The organism is Olleya sp. Ti.3.14 (genome assembly GCF_038154885.1).
Classification (GTDB): domain Bacteria; phylum Bacteroidota; class Bacteroidia; order Flavobacteriales; family Flavobacteriaceae; genus Olleya.
This window is the reverse complement of record NZ_JBAKAO010000001.1, coordinates 808,533-824,043: the sequence shown is the minus strand read 5'-3', so window position 1 is coordinate 824,043 and position 15,511 is coordinate 808,533. Positions and strand designations below refer to the sequence as shown.

Annotated in this window: 17 protein-coding genes and 1 tRNA gene; 2 read left to right on the top strand and 16 right to left on the bottom strand. The window is 31.4% G+C overall.

Going from position 1 to position 15,511, the window contains the following annotated elements; translation table 11 throughout:
* Positions 1-5 precede the first annotated feature (5 nt).
* Positions 6-1,022: an endonuclease/exonuclease/phosphatase family protein gene (locus V6251_RS03885; protein WP_341587107.1), complete on the top strand. Its 1,017-nt coding sequence runs from the start codon at positions 6-8 to the stop codon at positions 1,020-1,022.
* 38 nt (positions 1,023-1,060) lie between these two features.
* On the opposite strand, the gene V6251_RS03880 is transcribed toward V6251_RS03885, so the two are convergent.
* The 13 genes from V6251_RS03880 to udk form a co-directional block, all read right to left on the bottom strand.
* Positions 1,061-1,372 carry a DUF6122 family protein gene (locus V6251_RS03880; RefSeq protein ID WP_341587106.1) on the bottom strand — a complete coding sequence of 104 codons (312 nt, stop codon included), beginning with the start codon at positions 1,370-1,372 and terminating at the stop codon, positions 1,061-1,063.
* The gene (locus V6251_RS03875) at positions 1,373-1,990 is read right to left on the bottom strand and encodes a WbqC family protein (protein WP_341587105.1); all 618 of its coding nucleotides are present in this window, start codon (positions 1,988-1,990) and stop codon (positions 1,373-1,375) included. It abuts the gene before it with no gap.
* A gap of 26 nt (positions 1,991-2,016) precedes the next feature.
* On the bottom strand, positions 2,017-3,708 hold the full coding sequence (gene lepB, locus V6251_RS03870; protein WP_341587104.1) for a signal peptidase I: 1,692 nt from the start codon (positions 3,706-3,708) through the stop codon (positions 2,017-2,019).
* A gap of 75 nt (positions 3,709-3,783) precedes the next feature.
* A complete protein-coding gene (dapB, locus tag V6251_RS03865) occupies positions 3,784-4,488 on the bottom strand; it encodes a 4-hydroxy-tetrahydrodipicolinate reductase (RefSeq protein WP_341587103.1) in 705 nt (234 codons plus the stop codon).
* Between the two features lie 14 nt (positions 4,489-4,502).
* Complete coding sequence (locus V6251_RS03860) at positions 4,503-5,144, bottom strand: DUF5683 domain-containing protein (RefSeq protein ID WP_145002345.1); 642 nt, start codon at positions 5,142-5,144, stop codon at positions 4,503-4,505.
* The gene (locus V6251_RS03855) at positions 5,134-6,042 is read right to left on the bottom strand and encodes a ParB/RepB/Spo0J family partition protein (protein ID WP_028281633.1); all 909 of its coding nucleotides are present in this window, start codon (positions 6,040-6,042) and stop codon (positions 5,134-5,136) included. The genes V6251_RS03860 and V6251_RS03855 overlap by 11 nt, the downstream gene beginning before the upstream one ends.
* 3 nt (positions 6,043-6,045) lie before the next feature.
* Positions 6,046-6,810 (bottom strand): ParA family protein, encoded by a 765-nt coding sequence (locus V6251_RS03850; protein ID WP_145002341.1) that lies wholly within the window; start codon positions 6,808-6,810, stop codon positions 6,046-6,048.
* Positions 6,811-7,134: 324 nt separating this feature from the next.
* Positions 7,135-7,641: a hypothetical protein gene (locus V6251_RS03845; protein WP_341587102.1), complete on the bottom strand. Its 507-nt coding sequence runs from the start codon at positions 7,639-7,641 to the stop codon at positions 7,135-7,137.
* Between the two features lie 57 nt (positions 7,642-7,698).
* Positions 7,699-9,822, bottom strand: coding sequence for a methylmalonyl-CoA mutase (gene scpA / locus V6251_RS03840; RefSeq protein ID WP_341587101.1), 2,124 nt, complete (start codon positions 9,820-9,822; stop codon positions 7,699-7,701).
* A 59-nt stretch (positions 9,823-9,881) separates the two neighbouring features.
* Entirely contained in the window at positions 9,882-10,565 is a 684-nt protein-coding gene (locus V6251_RS03835) for a hypothetical protein (protein ID WP_341587100.1), read from the bottom strand.
* A gap of 23 nt (positions 10,566-10,588) precedes the next feature.
* The gene (locus V6251_RS03830) at positions 10,589-11,911 is read right to left on the bottom strand and encodes a methylmalonyl-CoA mutase subunit beta (protein WP_341587099.1); all 1,323 of its coding nucleotides are present in this window, start codon (positions 11,909-11,911) and stop codon (positions 10,589-10,591) included.
* Positions 11,904-12,203 carry an FtsB family cell division protein gene (locus tag V6251_RS03825; RefSeq protein WP_292949522.1) on the bottom strand — a complete coding sequence of 100 codons (300 nt, stop codon included), beginning with the start codon at positions 12,201-12,203 and terminating at the stop codon, positions 11,904-11,906. The genes V6251_RS03830 and V6251_RS03825 overlap by 8 nt, the downstream gene beginning before the upstream one ends.
* Before the next feature lie 8 nt (positions 12,204-12,211).
* Complete coding sequence (udk, locus tag V6251_RS03820; RefSeq protein ID WP_145002328.1) at positions 12,212-12,820, bottom strand: uridine kinase; 609 nt, start codon at positions 12,818-12,820, stop codon at positions 12,212-12,214.
* Positions 12,821-13,145: 325 nt separating this feature from the next.
* Here udk and V6251_RS03815 point away from each other — a divergent pair.
* Positions 13,146-13,223 (top strand) — tRNA-Pro (locus tag V6251_RS03815).
* 31 nt (positions 13,224-13,254) lie between these two features.
* On the opposite strand, the gene V6251_RS03810 is transcribed toward V6251_RS03815, so the two are convergent.
* The 3 genes from V6251_RS03810 to V6251_RS03800 all read right to left on the bottom strand — a co-directional run bounded on the left by V6251_RS03810 (position 13,255) and on the right by V6251_RS03800 (position 15,355).
* On the bottom strand, positions 13,255-13,740 hold the full coding sequence (locus tag V6251_RS03810) for a hypothetical protein (RefSeq protein ID WP_341587098.1): 486 nt from the start codon (positions 13,738-13,740) through the stop codon (positions 13,255-13,257).
* Positions 13,741-13,828: 88 nt separating this feature from the next.
* A complete protein-coding gene (locus V6251_RS03805) occupies positions 13,829-13,981 on the bottom strand; it encodes a hypothetical protein (RefSeq protein ID WP_341587097.1) in 153 nt (50 codons plus the stop codon).
* Between the two features lie 9 nt (positions 13,982-13,990).
* Positions 13,991-15,355 carry an NAD-dependent succinate-semialdehyde dehydrogenase gene (locus V6251_RS03800; protein ID WP_341587096.1) on the bottom strand — a complete coding sequence of 455 codons (1,365 nt, stop codon included), beginning with the start codon at positions 15,353-15,355 and terminating at the stop codon, positions 13,991-13,993.
* Positions 15,356-15,511 lie beyond the last annotated feature (156 nt).

Genomic DNA, 15,511 nt, shown 5'->3' with positions numbered 1-15,511 from the left:
TGTATATGAAAAACTTAAGATTTTTCGAAAAAGTTGTCTTTATCATCAATTCCATTGTGGCTTTTTTGTTACTACTCTCTTATGTTTTACCTAACATTCCTCCAAAAACCTTTGCAATACTTTCAGTTTTAAGTTTAGGCGTTCCTTTATTAATCTTGCTTAACGTTTTGTTTTTTGTGTATTGGTTGTTTAAAATTAAAAAGCAACTCTTATTATCACTTGTAGTTATTTCTATTGGTTATTTTTTATTTGGATCCTTATATAAATTTTCTAATTGGGAAGAAGACGATGCTGAAAGTTTGTCTATAATGAATTATAATGTCCGTTTATTTAATCTTTATGATTGGATACCAGAAAAGGATATAGATTTAAAGTTAGTCCAATTTGTTAAGGAGCAAAGTCCGCAAATTTTATGTATTCAAGAGTATCATCCTCAAGATAATATTGATTTCTCGTTTTATAAATATAATTATCAAAAACTAGAAGGTAAAAAAACTAAATTAGGTCAAGCTATTTTTTCTCAATATCCAATTATTAATTCGGGTTCTGTTAATTTTCCTAATACAGCCAATAATGCCATATTTGCTGATATAGTTAAAGGTAAAGATACTGTCAGAGTTTATAATTTACATCTTCAATCGCTAAGGATTGATCCTAGAGTTCAAAGCTTAACGACCGAAAATTCTGAAAAATTATTAAACGGAATCGGAAAGACCTTCAAGCTTCAACAAACGCAAACCGAATTGTTTTTAGAGCACAAGAAAAAAAGTCCTTATAAAGTCATTATTTCTGGAGACTTTAACAATTCTGCTTTTTCATATGTTTACAATGCTATAAAGGATGATATGAAAGACACCTTTAAGCAACAGGGTAATGGTTTTGGACGTTCTTATAATTTTAAATTTTTTCCGTTAAGGATTGACTTTATATTAGTAGATAAATCATGGACAGTCAATAGTTTTAAGACCTTTGATGTCGAGTTTTCGGACCACTATCCAATAATGACTAAAGTTAGTTTTTAACTATAGTAACTATTAAGCTAAGGCGTGATTAACTGTGACTAAGTCATCATCATGCAATCCGTAAAGTCGGCAATAATATGTATAACCAATCCTAACCCTATAAGCCTTGTCTTTTTAGGTATTATTAATGCGATATAAACAATAATCGCATAATAGGAGTGTAGTGGATGGAAATTAATACTACATCTATTAGGTAAAAAAATAGGAGTGGCTAATAAATGGTCCAAGTCAATTAGCATACCAAGTAGCATAATACCTAAAGCGTACTTCCATTGTTTTTTAAAAAATAGTAAAGCAACGATTACAGGTACTATAAAATGAATGCCATAATGTATAATGTCTTTATACATTTAAGGTTGTATTTGGTTTTCTAAATAGGGTAGTGCGTTGGTACCTTCATTAAATAACAAGTCTAAAATACTTAAATTATTAATGTAGCCATGCTTTTCTGTAAACACTTGGTTGTAATTTTCAAATACATTAGGCTGTTCTTGCCTAGCATTTGTTAAAAAGCGTAAATCGGTAAGTGTTTTTGGTTCTTTTTCAAATGTTGATGTAAATTTTGGTGTAATATCCAATTGTAAACACTCAGTAATAACTTCAAAACATTTTAAATTATGATCAAATATAAATTTTGACTTTAATTTAAAAAGCGGTTGTAATTCATATGCATAAAACTCAAAAAAAGGTGACGTACGATAAGCAGACTCTAAACTTTTCCAGTGCAACAACTGCCATTTTTCGCGATCACTTATTTTTACATCCTTGTATAACTGACGTTTTTTATGACTATGAATAACAGGAACGCTTAGTTGTAGTTTTCCATTTGCTGCGTATATATAGGCTCTGTTTCTGTAAGACTGTTTTTGGTAGTTATCATTAATTTCAAACGTAACACTATTAGCATTTGCTATAGCAGTAAACTGAGCAATGCTTGGAAAATAGGTAGGATGAAGTAAAATGTCCATTAATTAGTACAATCTATTAGTATTGACTACGCTTTTTTACGTTTTCTGTATTTATTAAATCCATAGATTAAACCTAATAATACTAAAAACGGAATGAAATATGAGGTTAATTTTCCATTACCACCAACAGTAGTAAATAATCTATTCCAGCGTATTTTGTTTATACCTTTAGCGTTAGAGTCCCAGCTCATCCAAACTAATACAGGTTTTCCAACGACATGGTCAAATGGTACAAATCCCCACATTCTGGCATCTTGTGAGTTATGTCTATTATCTCCCATCATCCAATAATAATCTTCAGTAAAAGTATAAGAGTCTACAACCTTGTCATTAATTAATATTTGGTTACCGTTTACTTTAAGTGTATTTCCTTCATAGGCTGTAATAGCACGTTTGTAAAGTGGTAAATTGTCTAAAGTAAGTGCAATAGTTTTTCCTGCTTCAGGAATGTAAATTGGACCAAAAAAGTCACGATTCCATGTGTAACCTTGTGATTTTGGAAAAATGTTTTCGGTAGTACTATTTGATAGGTCTTTGGTTACGGTTAAAACATCTGGATCGCTAGTCATTATATTAGCTAAATCCTCTGTTAAGTTAACATAAAGTGCTTTTTCAGCAATTTCTAGTTTTAATAAATCGAATGATTTTTGATCCAAATTTGATAAAAACCTAACCTCAGTCGAGTCCTGTTTAATAACTTCTGTTCCAATCTTTTTTACTTTTAAGTAATTTTGAAACTCAGGTTTATTCCAGTTATCAGTAGGTGTTTTAAAAACGTAACGTTCATAATTTTCTGTGATACCATATTTTTGGTAAATAGACTCAGCAGAAACATCGTTAAGAATAACTTTATAAAAAAACTGTAATTTAGCTCTGTCTGGTAATTCATTTTTCTTACCATTTATGTATACATAACCATCTTTAATTGATAGTGTATCACCTGGTAATCCAACACAACGTTTTACGTAATTAGTCTTTTTATCTACTGGTTTATATCTAACACCACCATTTTCATTATTAATATCAACTAGAGTATCTACAGGCCAATTAAAAACTACAATATCGTTACGTTTTATAGATTGAAATGCAGGAAATCTAAATTTAGGTAGTTGTGGGAATTTAAAATATGAAGGTGTTGATGTTCCAGGAATAGCGTCATGAATCATTGGTAAAGCAACAGTTGTTTCTGGTGTACGTGCACCATAGTGTACTTTACTAACAAATAAGAAATCACCAACTAATAATGTTTTTTCTAAAGAGGACGTAGGAATAACAAAAGGTTGTATAAAATAAGTATGCACAATAGTAGCAGCTACAACCGCAAATAATATAGAACTTACCCAATCACCTAATTCTGTTCTTGGTTGTAAACTTCGGTCTTTAACGTAATTTAGGTCTTTGGCAGCATAGTTTAAATAAAAGCTATAAAAACCTAGTGTAAATATGGCTAAAAAAGTATCTAATGGAGTATTTTTTTTAAAACTTCTAGCAATTTCTACCCAAACTACCGGAAACAAAATTAAGTTAACAATAGGTAAAAATAGTAAAATGGTCCACCACCAAGGTCTATTTATAATTTTCATTAAAACAACAGCATTATATACAGGTATAAAGGCTTCCCAAGCTTGTTTTCCTGCCTTAATGTATAATTTCCAAGTAGCTAAACCATGTAAAATTTGTATGACAAAGAAAAATATAATCCACTGTGTTACGTCCATATTATTTTTATTAAGGTAGTTGTCTAAAAGACTTTGGTTAGTTGTTAGTTACAAATGTTGTTAAAAATAATAAAGTTACCCAATATTTAACACATCTTTCATAGTAAATACGCCAGTTTTATCTATAATCCATTCTGCAGCTATCACAGCACCTAAAGCAAAACCTTGTCTGTTATGTGCTTCGTGTTCAATTTTTATGGTATCTATTGGACTATTATAACTTATCGTGTGCGTTCCTGGTACATCTGTAATACGTTTTGCGTGTATTGCAATACTCTGTTGGTCTTTAGCTTTTTCTAAATCCCATCTAGTGTAAGCCTTATTATTTTGTATAATACCTTCGGCTAAAGTAATAGCAGTTCCACTTGGAGCATCTAGTTTTTGTGTGTGGTGTATTTCTTCAATATCAACTTTATAATCTTCTAATTTAGCCATCATTTTAGCTAAGTATTGATTAAGTTCAAAAAAGATGTTAACGCCTAAACTAAAATTAGAAGCATAAATAAAAGCTCCTTTTTGTTTTTCGCAAAGCGAAACTATAGCGTTGTATTTTTCTAACCATCCTGTGGTACCAGATATTACAGGTACATTATGGTTTATACAGTTACTAATGTTATTATAAGCAGCAGTTGGGACACTAAAGTCTATAGCAACATCTGCAGTCGTAATATCGTAATCTTTATCTTGAGACGTTTTGATTACTATGGTGTGCCCACGTTGTAAAGCAATAGCTTCTATTGCTTTTCCCATTCTACCATAGCCTAGTAAAGCGATTTTCATGAAATAGTATTTAATTAAAATTGAAAATTTAAAGATAGACCAACGCGTCCAACGTTATCAAATTCTTCAATTTTATAATGCGGTCTTAAACTTAAGTCATTACTAATGTTATATTGAAGCAAGTGCGCGTCAACATTGGCATCTATAATATTTAAAGCGTATAATCCAAAGGTAACTAGTAAGGATAGCTCTTTGTTTCTTCTATAATTTTTTTGTGCTTCACGCAAACCGTCATCGGTTAACCTGTTCTGGAACTCGTCATCACTAAAACCAGCCAATCTTCTTTTATAAGCATCTCTTACACGATTATATTGCTTGTTATTGTCAATATAAAAATAGACACCTGTCCCAATAGCAGCATACACAATAGGGATTTTCCAGTACTTACCATTGTAAGCCTGACCTAAACCAGGTAATATTGCAGAGTAAAAAGCAGCTTTAGATGGAGCTAATGGGTCATACGCTTTAACTTGTTTTAAAACAGTTGAGTCGATTATGACAGCTTTTTCTTTTTTATTTTTCTTCCTTGTTTTTAATACTTTGGTGTCAGGTAGGCTTTCTATTTCTACTTTCGTAGAATCAGAGCCTTCTTGCGCAAAAGATAGTGCACAAATAAAACAGCATATAATAACAAGTATGTGTGACTTATTTATCACCTTCTACTAACTTTTTAATACGATTAAAATCCTCTTCAGAATGAAACGGAATAGTTATTTTTCCTTTTCCGTTACTAGCTACTTTAACGTCTATTTTGTGTCCAAAGTATTCTGAAAATGCTGCAACTCCTTTTTTAACATATTTTGGTAATTCTTCTGCTTCTTTTTTAACAGGCGTCTTAACCTCGTTAGTTGTATTGTAGTTTCGTACTAAGGTTTCTGTGTCCCTTACAGATAATTTATTACTTAATATTTTTTCGTAAATCTCTAACTGAATATTTTGGTCTTCAATGTTTATAATTGCACGACCATGTCCCATTGATAAAAATCCATCCCTCATTCCGGTTTGGATGATTGGATCTAATTTTAATAAACGTAAATAGTTAGCAATAGTACTACGTTTTTTACCAACACGTTCGCTCATTTGCTCTTGTGTTAGTTGGATTTCGTCAATTAAACGTTGGTAGCTTAAAGCAATCTCGATTGGATCTAAATCTTGACGTTGTATGTTTTCAACCAATGCCATTTCTAGGCTTTCTTGGTCATTTGCTATTCTAATATAGGCAGGTACAGTTTCTAATCCTATTAATTTTGAAGCACGAAAACGACGCTCTCCAGAGACTAATTGGTAACTTTCAAATCCTAATTTTCTAACAGTAATGGGTTGTATAATACCCAACTCTTTAATAGAAGATGCTAATTCGCGTAAAGCTTCTTCGTTAAAGTTAGTTCTAGGCTGAAATGGATTCATTTCAATAAAGTCTAAATCTAGCTCGACTATATTACCTATTACTTTGTCTGCGTTTTTATCTTTTGCAGATTGTATATCGTTTTCGGGATCTTTTAGTAATGCTGAAAGTCCACGTCCTAAAGCCTGTTTTTTGGTTGCCTTCGCCATAAATTAGGAGTTTTTTGTAATAATTTCTTTAGCTAAACTTAAATAGTTACTTGCACCTTTACTAGAAGCATCATAATTTATAATACTTTCTCCATAACTAGGTGCTTCACTTAGTTTTACGTTACGTTGTATGATAGTTTTAAAAACCATATCGTTAAAATGCTTTTGTACTTCTTCCACCACTTGATTGGATAAGCGTAAACGCGAATCGTACATGGTTAACAATAATCCTTCAATATCTAATTCTGGATTGTGTATTTTTTGAACACTTTTTACCGTATTTAATAACTTACCTAAACCTTCTAATGCAAAATACTCGCATTGGATAGGAATAATTACAGCATCTGAAGCAGTTAAAGCGTTAAGGGTTAATAGACCTAATGATGGTGCACAATCTATAAGTATATAATCGTAATCATCTTTTATATCCTGTAATGCTTTTTTAAGCATGTATTCTCTTTGGTCCTTATCCACTAATTCAATCTCAATAGCAACTAAGTCAATATGAGCAGGGATTATATCAAGATTAGGTGTATCAGTCTTGACAATAGCTTCTCTTGCTGTATTTGTATGTTCTAATAATTGATAGGTACCAATGTCTACGTTTTCAACATTAATCCCTAAACCTGACGATGCATTTGCTTGTGGATCTGCATCAATTAATAGTACTTTTTTTTCTAGAACACCTAACGATGCAGCTAAGTTAACAGAGGTTGTTGTTTTACCAACACCACCTTTTTGATTGGCAATTGCTATTATTTTACCCATTAATTTGAATTGGTTTTAATTGAAATTTAGCTTTTAACTAAAGCTAAAAGTCCAGCGTAAAAATACAATTATTTATGAGGAAATGAAATGTTAGTTGTTAACACTTAATCAAACTTTAGTGCTAGCAGTTGTAACTATTAGATAATTTGTTGATTTATAAAATTTAAAACAAAGATTTAGAATAGTTTAGGGCTTTTAACTACTTTGTTTTTTTATAGTTATCTAATTTTTGATATCCTTTTATTTTAAACAGAAATAGCTAAGAACAATCTTCTTTTTTATAAACAACTGTTAGTCAGTTTTTAAAAAATCGTTAATTTTAGTTTAATAATCTTCTCCATAATATTTTAAGAATTTCCCGTTTGGTTTTATGATAATAAATGCAGAACACATTTCACGCTCAGTAAAAATATTATTTGAGAAGAAACCAGAATCCATGATGAAATTATTTTTCATAGCTACACGATCCATTAAATAAGCATCTTTAGTAAATACAAAAAAGTCTGATAAACCTTGACCTCTTGAAACTTTAGAAGACATTTTTAAATTAAATTTTAAGCTTTTTAAATAATTTGATCCATTCTCACGCATAGAAATACAGTTGTCAGCTTGTTGTCTAAAATGGATTAAAACAGCGTCTTGTGGTGAAATTTTATAAGGCAATTCTTGCTCTATTTTTTTACAGATGACTTCATATTCTTTACTTTCAATTTGCCCATAATACTCTTTAATATGACGTTTGTACTCATTATTAAAAGTTGTATTTATGTTTTCAGTTAAAACAATAGAAGCATTTGTGCTACCAGTACCATTACTACTTCCGCAAGACACTAGAACTACAAACGTAATTATGGTTATGGATAATTTTTTTTAAAGTCCCATGTGATTCTAATCGATTAAAATCTCTAAAATTTTAATCGCAGCTTCGCTAATTTTAGTTCCAGGTCCAAAAACAGCAACAGCTCCAGCATCAAATAAATATTGGTAATCTTGTTTAGGTATAACACCTCCTACAATTACCATAATATCTTCGCGACCATACTTTTTAAGCTCTTCAATAACCTGAGGCACTAATGTTTTGTGTCCAGCAGCTAATGATGACACACCAAGTATGTGTACGTCATTTTCTACTGCCTGTTTTGCTGCTTCATGTGGTGTTTGAAATAATGGTCCAATATCCACATCAAAACCAACATCTGCATAACCTGTAGCTACAACTTTTGCACCACGATCATGTCCATCTTGTCCCATTTTGGCAATCATAATACGAGGTCTACGACCATCTTGCTCTGCAAATTGATCTGCCAATGCTTTTGCTTTTGCAAAAGATTTATCGTCTTTAATTTCTTTACTATACACGCCTGAAAAAGATTTAATTTGTGCTTTATAACGTCCAAAAACAGCTTCTAAAGCATCACTTATTTCGCCTAAAGTAGCACGTTCTCTAGCTGCTATTACAGCTAAAGCTAATAAATTTTCTTGACCTGTTTTAGCAGCTTCGGTTAAATTTGTTAGCGCTATATTAACTTGGTTTGTATTTCTTTCAGCTTTAATTTTTTCTAAACCTTCTATTTGCTGTAGACGTACAGTTTGATTATCAACTTCTAAGGTTGTAATAGCATCCTCTTGGTCTAAAACATATTTATTAACACCCACAATTATATCTTGACCAGAGTCAATACGTGCTTGTTTACGTGCAGCAGCTTCTTCAATACGAAGTTTAGGTATTCCTGCTTCAATCGCTTTTGTCATACCTCCAAGTGCTTCGACTTCTTCAATTAAAGACCATGCTTTTTCTGAAATATCATGAGTTAGTTTTTCTACATAAAAACTTCCAGCCCAAGGATCTACTGTTTTTGTAATATTAGTTTCTTCTTGTAAAAATATTTGAGTGTTACGTGCAATACGTGCCGAAAAATCTGTTGGTAAAGCTATAGCTTCATCCAAAGCATTTGTGTGTAAACTTTGTGTACCACCAAATGCTGCAGCTGCTGCCTCAATAGTTGTACGCGCCACATTATTAAATGGATCTTGCTCTGTTAAGCTCCAACCACTTGTTTGACAGTGTGTACGTAAGGCTAAGCTTTTTTCGTTTTTAGGACTAAATTGACTTACCATTTTCGCCCAAAGCATTCGTGCAGCGCGCATTTTGGCAATTTCCATAAAATGATTCATACCAATTGCCCAGAAAAAGGATAGTCTAGGTGCAAAGGTGTCAATATCCATTCCTGCATCTAGTCCTTTTTTAATGTATTCTAGACCATCTGCTAACGTATAAGCCAGCTCGATATCACAAGTAGCACCAGCTTCTTGCATATGGTATCCCGAAATACTTATACTATTAAATTTAGGCATATTTTTGCTAGTGTATTCAAAAATATCCGATATAATTTTCATTGAAGGCGTAGGAGGATAGATGTAAGTATTACGCACCATGAACTCCTTTAAAATATCATTTTGTATGGTTCCAGCTAATAGCTCTGGTTTAACACCTTGCTCTTCTGCAGCTACAATGTAAAACGCCATTATTGGTAACACTGCACCATTCATAGTCATAGATACAGACATTTTATCTAACGGTATTTGGTCAAATAAAACTTTCATGTCCTCAACAGAGTCTATTGCTACTCCTGCTTTACCAACGTCACCAACTACACGTTCGTGATCGGAATCGTACCCTCTGTGTGTGGCTAAATCAAAAGCAACGGATAGTCCTTTTTGACCTGCTTCTAGATTACGTCTGTAAAAGGCATTACTCTCTTCAGCAGTACTAAAACCTGCATATTGGCGTATGGTCCATGGTCTTCTGACATACATTGTGCTATATGGTCCACGAAGGTTTGGAGCTAACCCAGCAACAAAATCTAAATGACTAACCTCTTTTAAATCATCTTTGGTGTATTCTGATTTTACAGGTATGTCTTCAGCAGTTAAAAAAGGCGTGTTAGTTAAAGGCTTAGCACTTTTACTATCTGTTTTTAGCGTTATATGTTGAAGGTCTTTTCTGGACATTGTCTGATTATGTTTGTTGTGTTTAATAAGCTGCCATATAAATTTAAAACGTAATCGTTTTAATTATGGTTGTGACCTGTGTGATCTTCTTCCTTTTGTTGTTTTGCAGGTGTATTGACAGGTCTTTTATTAAAATCTATTGGTTGATCTTTAGGTTGATTAAGAGATAAGTCTACCGTTGTAAAATCTATTGTATTAAATTTTGAATAAAATAAGTCTAATGCTATAAAGGTCGCTAGGTTTGTGTCTCTAGAATAAGACGTATTGCTTCGTAATGGTGGAGCAAATATCTCAGAATTCATGCTATTTGTACTTTTTAAAGCATTTAAAGTTTGTTGTAACCCTTTGTCTTTTATACTGTCTATTATACAAGTTATAGCTGTACTATTATAATTTAAATGGTTACCATCCCATAATTCTTGTTTAGATTTTAATACATCATATACCGCTTTGGTATGTGGAGTAACGATTTGCTCTAAAGCGGTTCTGTTTGAAATATAATTACTTATATATGCTCTGTAAGCTCTTAGTTTATTTTTTGTTTTAGGATCGTATTTATTTACTATATCCTGTTCAAAAGCATACAATGCCTCACTTAATAAGTCGTCATATCCAGAGTCGCAATTTACTGCTTTAGGTAGGTCTGCGTATTTAAATTCAGCTAATTTTACTTCAGCTTTTTTACAACTTACATTAAAAGTTATAATCAATACTAAGGCTATTTTAAAAATACGTGTGTTCATAATTAAGATAATTAAGTAAAAATTTATTCGGTTTTTAATCTGTTTTGTTCTAAAATTTCGGCAAGTCTTTTTTCTATGATAGGAATAATCAGAGTTTTTCTTGGGTTAGTTTTTAAAAACGGAAATAACTCTAATTCATCTTTCATTTTATCGTCTTTATTAGGATGTTTATTAGTTCCTAATAATGTAATTTTACCACTATCAAATAATTCTTGTTCTTTGGTTGCACTTTCTTTAATTTTTTTCTGAATAATGCCTTCTTTTAACTGAGCAATAAAACCACCATTAGCTTCAATATCTTTAAATAAGGTTAAAGCTTTTTCTGCTAACTGTGTTGTTAATGTTTCAATATAATAACTACCATCTGATGCATTATTTACAGCGTCAAAATAGCTTTCGTTTTTTAAAATTAAAAGTTGATTACGCGCTATACGCTCTCCAAACTCGTTGTCTCTATGGTAAATAGCATCGTAAGGTAAATTAAATACTGTGTTTGCACCACCAAGTATAGCGCTCATGCACTCTGTGGTTGTACGTAACATATTGGTGTTGTAATCGTAGATTGTTTTGTTACGTTTGGTAGGAATGGCGTTAATAATTAATTGAGCTTGGCAATCGTACTCTGATGCTAAGGTATTGTATAGTGAGCGTAAGGCTCTAAGTTTTGCTATTTCAAAAAAATAGTTAGTACCAACAGCTGTATTAAAATATACTTTTTTTAACTCCGTACTATTGTAGGTTATATCGTTAAAGTATTCATTTAAATGTGCTAATCCGTAAGCTAATTGTTGTATAATTGAAGCACCTGCATTTTGATAAGTCGTGGTATTGACTGTAATTTGATTTGATAAAACAAGCGCATTGTTAGTGGTTTCAAACCAATTTCCTGTAGCTGCCAAATGACCAATAGGATCAACAATAACTTGTACGTTAGAAGCTATTGTATTTAGGTTACTAATATATTCTGAATCTGAAAATAATAATTCTAATTGTATTTTAGTAGCGTTTAAATCTATATTCTCAAGTGTTTTTAAAGCTGAAGTTTGTTTATTTGGGATTATAAATTTAATGGTTTCGGCACCTCTTTCAATAGCATTTATGGCTTTACTGTTAGATGCTTTTTCATTTTGGACAAAAATAATTTGACCAACAGACCATTGTTGTGGTTGTAGTTTTAAAGTATCCAACATTTCGTCTTGATGATAAAAAGGACGTACATCAATACCTTCAGTCGTTTTCCAAATTAGTGTATCGTTGTAATCAGCACCTTTTAAGTCTACTTGGATTTTTTGTTTCCAAGCTTTAGATGATACTTTTTCAAATGCAGAAAAAAGGGATTTAGTCATTGTTTTTAATTTTTAAACTGTCTTCATACTCGATGATATAAATATCTTCGTTTTCTTTTTTCATGTAATATTTTTCTCTTGCAAAAGTTTCTAAACCATCTTCTGTACTTAGTTTTTTTATAGCTTTTTTATCTTTTGCAATTTCTTTTTTATAGTAATCTTTCTCGTCTTCCAGCTTGTTGTATTCTTGGTTGACTTCATGATGGCTTATTAATGAGTTGGTGTCAAAAAAAATCATCCATACACCAAAACTGATGAGGATAATTATATATATGTTTTTGTACCACTTCATTGTATTTGTTATTGTAGTTTTTCGTTAATAATGGTCTTAACAATGTCCACAGCTACAGTATTATACTTATTGTTAGGTATTATTATGTCAGCATATTCCATCATTGGTTGTATAAACTGTTGATGCATTGGTTTTAGTGTGTTTTGGTATCTTGCTAAAACCTCGTCTATATCTCTTCCGCGTTCAGTGATATCTCGTTTTAATCTTCTTATTAATCGTTCGTCGCTGTCTGCATGAACAAATATTTTAATATCAAACATTTCTCTTAGCTCAGGATGTGTTAGTATCAAAATACCTTCTACTATCATAACTTTTCTTGGTTTAGTTTTGATAGTGTCTCCTGTTCTGTTGTGTTTTACAAATGAATACACAGGTTGTTCTATGATTTGTCCGTCTTTTAAATCTTTTAGGTGTTGTTCTAATAAATCAAAATCTATAGATCTTGGATGGTCAAAGTTGATTTTGATTCGTTCGTCATAAGACAAGTGACTTGTATCTTTATAATACGAATCTTGAGAAATTATCCCAACTTCGCCTTCAGGCAACTGATTTAAAATTTGATTAACAACTGTTGTTTTTCCACAACCAGTACCTCCTGCAATTCCAATTATAAGCATATTCTATTATTAAATCTTTGGTGACAAATTTAATAATTCTAAGTTATCTAATTGGTATTTTTATAACGTATTAATTTGGTAAATTGTTATTGCGTACGTCTTGCTGAATTTTTTTTGTAAACTTTAGCTTTAGAATAAAAAATAAAGTGAAATGTTTTATAATTTTAGAATAAATTTTTAAGGTTAAATCATTGATTTTTAATATGTTTTGATGTTGTAGTCCTGTGTGTTTAGAATTTTAATATTTTTTCTGGTTTTAGTTAAAAGAAAAGATGTATATTTGCACCTCCAAAAAGGAAATCCTTTGAGGAAATGATAATCAAATCGGGGTGTAGCGTAGCCCGGTTATCGCGCCACGTTTGGGACGTGGAGGCCGCAGGTTCGAATCCTGCCACCCCGACCAAAAAAAGCTTCAGTTTTACTGAAGCTTTTTTTTATTCTAATTTTATATAATTCTCTGAATATATTCTTGATCCATTCTCGTCCAATTCTACTTGACTAAATCTATTTTCTGAAAGTATTAGTTCGTATTCAAAGGTTTTTCGAAGTTTCATGATATTATCCATAGTTAATGAGCCATATTCAACATGTTCAGTTAGAATATTATCATTAATGTTGTATTTACCAAAAGCAAACCATTCGGTTGAATCTGCAGGTCTTTTTTTACTCCACATAAATTTTCCATCGGTAAACAATTTAATTTGTTTTTGATTGGCATTGGAGAATGTGGAATCTTTGATTTTATCGTTGACATAGTTATAGAAACTCACTAATTGCCATGCACCTTGAAGATTTTTACTTTTATTGTCTGTTTTAATTTGCGTAAAATCCTTTTTACTGGTTTCTCGGTTTATGTCACTATTATTTTTACAAGAAAATAATAGTAGCAGAATTACTGAAAGTAGTATTGTGTTTTTCATAATTCGTGAATTAAGTTATTGATTTACTACAATTTACGAAAAAAATAATGAAAACTTTTTTGTTGGTACAGAATATATTTGAACCTTATTAAAACCATTTGAAAAAGAAACCAGAAATTAATACTGCCACGACAAGCAATAGTAATATTATTACTACAAAGCCACTTGTTAATTTAGTTGTTTTATCTTTTTGTAAAATGTAATCTTTTCTATCTTCGTTTTTATCTTTTATTAAACTCATATTTTAGTTTTATTTGTTAATGTATACTGTTTTAGTGTTTACAAATTCTAATATTCCTTCTTTTGACAATTCTCTACCATAACCTGAGGCTTTTGTTCCGCCGAAAGGCAATCTAGGATCAGATTTTACCATTTCGTTTATAAATAAAGCACCATCAGGGATTTGACTGATATTATCATAAATGCCATCAATATCATTTGTGAAAATCATTGTACCCAAACCGAATCTAGAATTTTTAGCTAGCTGTAAAGCATCTTGTTTATCCTTAGCTTTAATTATTGCTGCTACAGGTCCAAAAGTTTCTTCATCAAAAACTGGCATTCCAGGCGTTACATTAGTAAGTATAGTTGGTTGGTATTTTGCTTTTTCTCTGGTATTGCCATAGTGTACAGTTGCGCCTTTTTTTAATGACTCGGTTACTTGTTTTTCTAATTCTTCAGCTAAATCTTCTCTTGCCATGACGCTCATATAGGTGTCTTTGTCTTCAGGGTTTCCATATTTTAAAGCTTTTATTTTTTTAGTGAATTGCTCTAAAAATGTGTCGTAAATTTTTTCTGAAACAATAAATCGTTTCGCAGCAATACAACTTTGACCATTATTTTGCATTCTGGCGCTAACCATTGTGTCTAAATATTTGTCTAAATCTGCGTCATCTAATACAACACAAGCATTATTACCACCTAATTCTAATACCGTTTTTTTAAGGCTTTTTCCAGCAACAGCAGCTATACTTTTTCCAGCTTTTTCGCTACCAGTAAGTGTCACTGCTTTTACTATATCATTTTGGATTACCGCTTCTAAATCCTTGTGGTTAATTAGTAAAGCTTGAAAACATCCTTCAGGATAACCTGCATCGATAAATAATTTTTGTATTGCAATTGCTGTCCCTGTTGAATTTGATGCATGTTTTAAAAGCCCCACATTACCAGCTGTCAATGTTGGAACAGCAAATCTAAAAACTTGCCAAAAGGGATAATTCCAAGGCATTATGGCTAATATTGTGCCTAAAGGATCGTAGCTTATAAAACTTTCTGAAGCTTCAGTTTTAATGATTTGATCAGATAAAAAGTTGTCTGCATTAGCAATGTAAAAATCACAAAGGACAGAACATTTTTCAATTTCGGCAATACCTTGTGCTACCGGTTTTCCCATTTCGGTTGCCATTAATGTGGCATAATCTTCTTTGTTTTCTTCTAGAAGATTAGCTAAGTTTTTTAATAATTTGGTTCTGTTAGAAATTTCGGTTTGGCTCCAAGTTTCAAACGTTGTGTTTGAAACAGTTAATATGTTAGAAATTTCTTCTGGCGTGTGATAATTATATTTATTAATTACGTCACCTGTATGCGGATTAGCTGTGATTATTTCCTTTTTCATTGGTTTATTTTTTGTTAAAATTATAAATAATCCATAGTAATTTATGATTTAAATCTTATTTTAACATAGATTTATCAATTTATTTAAAGTTTTATTAAGAATAATTAAACGCTTATATTTTATCTTTGTTTCAGGCTGATACAAACCATCAGTATA

Coding starts and splice junctions, on each gene's coding strand:
- V6251_RS03880 (WP_341587106.1), bottom strand. CDS start 1,372: ATGTATAAAGACATTATACATTATGGCATTCATTTTATAGTACCTGTA.
- udk (WP_145002328.1), bottom strand. CDS start 12,820: ATGCTTATAATTGGAATTGCAGGAGGTACTGGTTGTGGAAAAACAACA.
- lepB (WP_341587104.1), bottom strand. CDS start 3,708: ATGGACGTAACACAGTGGATTATATTTTTCTTTGTCATACAAATTTTA.
- V6251_RS03835 (WP_341587100.1), bottom strand. CDS start 10,565: ATGAACACACGTATTTTTAAAATAGCCTTAGTATTGATTATAACTTTT.
- scpA (WP_341587101.1), bottom strand. CDS start 9,822: ATGTCCAGAAAAGACCTTCAACATATAACGCTAAAAACAGATAGTAAA.
- V6251_RS03810 (WP_341587098.1), bottom strand. CDS start 13,740: ATGAAAAACACAATACTACTTTCAGTAATTCTGCTACTATTATTTTCT.
- V6251_RS03830 (WP_341587099.1), bottom strand. CDS start 11,911: ATGACTAAATCCCTTTTTTCTGCATTTGAAAAAGTATCATCTAAAGCT.
- dapB (WP_341587103.1), bottom strand. CDS start 4,488: ATGAAAATCGCTTTACTAGGCTATGGTAGAATGGGAAAAGCAATAGAA.
- V6251_RS03885 (WP_341587107.1), top strand. CDS start 6: ATGAAAAACTTAAGATTTTTCGAAAAAGTTGTCTTTATCATCAATTCC.
- V6251_RS03850 (WP_145002341.1), bottom strand. CDS start 6,810: ATGGGTAAAATAATAGCAATTGCCAATCAAAAAGGTGGTGTTGGTAAA.
- V6251_RS03825 (WP_292949522.1), bottom strand. CDS start 12,203: ATGAAGTGGTACAAAAACATATATATAATTATCCTCATCAGTTTTGGT.
- V6251_RS03800 (WP_341587096.1), bottom strand. CDS start 15,355: ATGAAAAAGGAAATAATCACAGCTAATCCGCATACAGGTGACGTAATT.
- V6251_RS03855 (WP_028281633.1), bottom strand. CDS start 6,042: ATGGCGAAGGCAACCAAAAAACAGGCTTTAGGACGTGGACTTTCAGCA.
- V6251_RS03875 (WP_341587105.1), bottom strand. CDS start 1,990: ATGGACATTTTACTTCATCCTACCTATTTTCCAAGCATTGCTCAGTTT.
- V6251_RS03805 (WP_341587097.1), bottom strand. CDS start 13,981: ATGAGTTTAATAAAAGATAAAAACGAAGATAGAAAAGATTACATTTTA.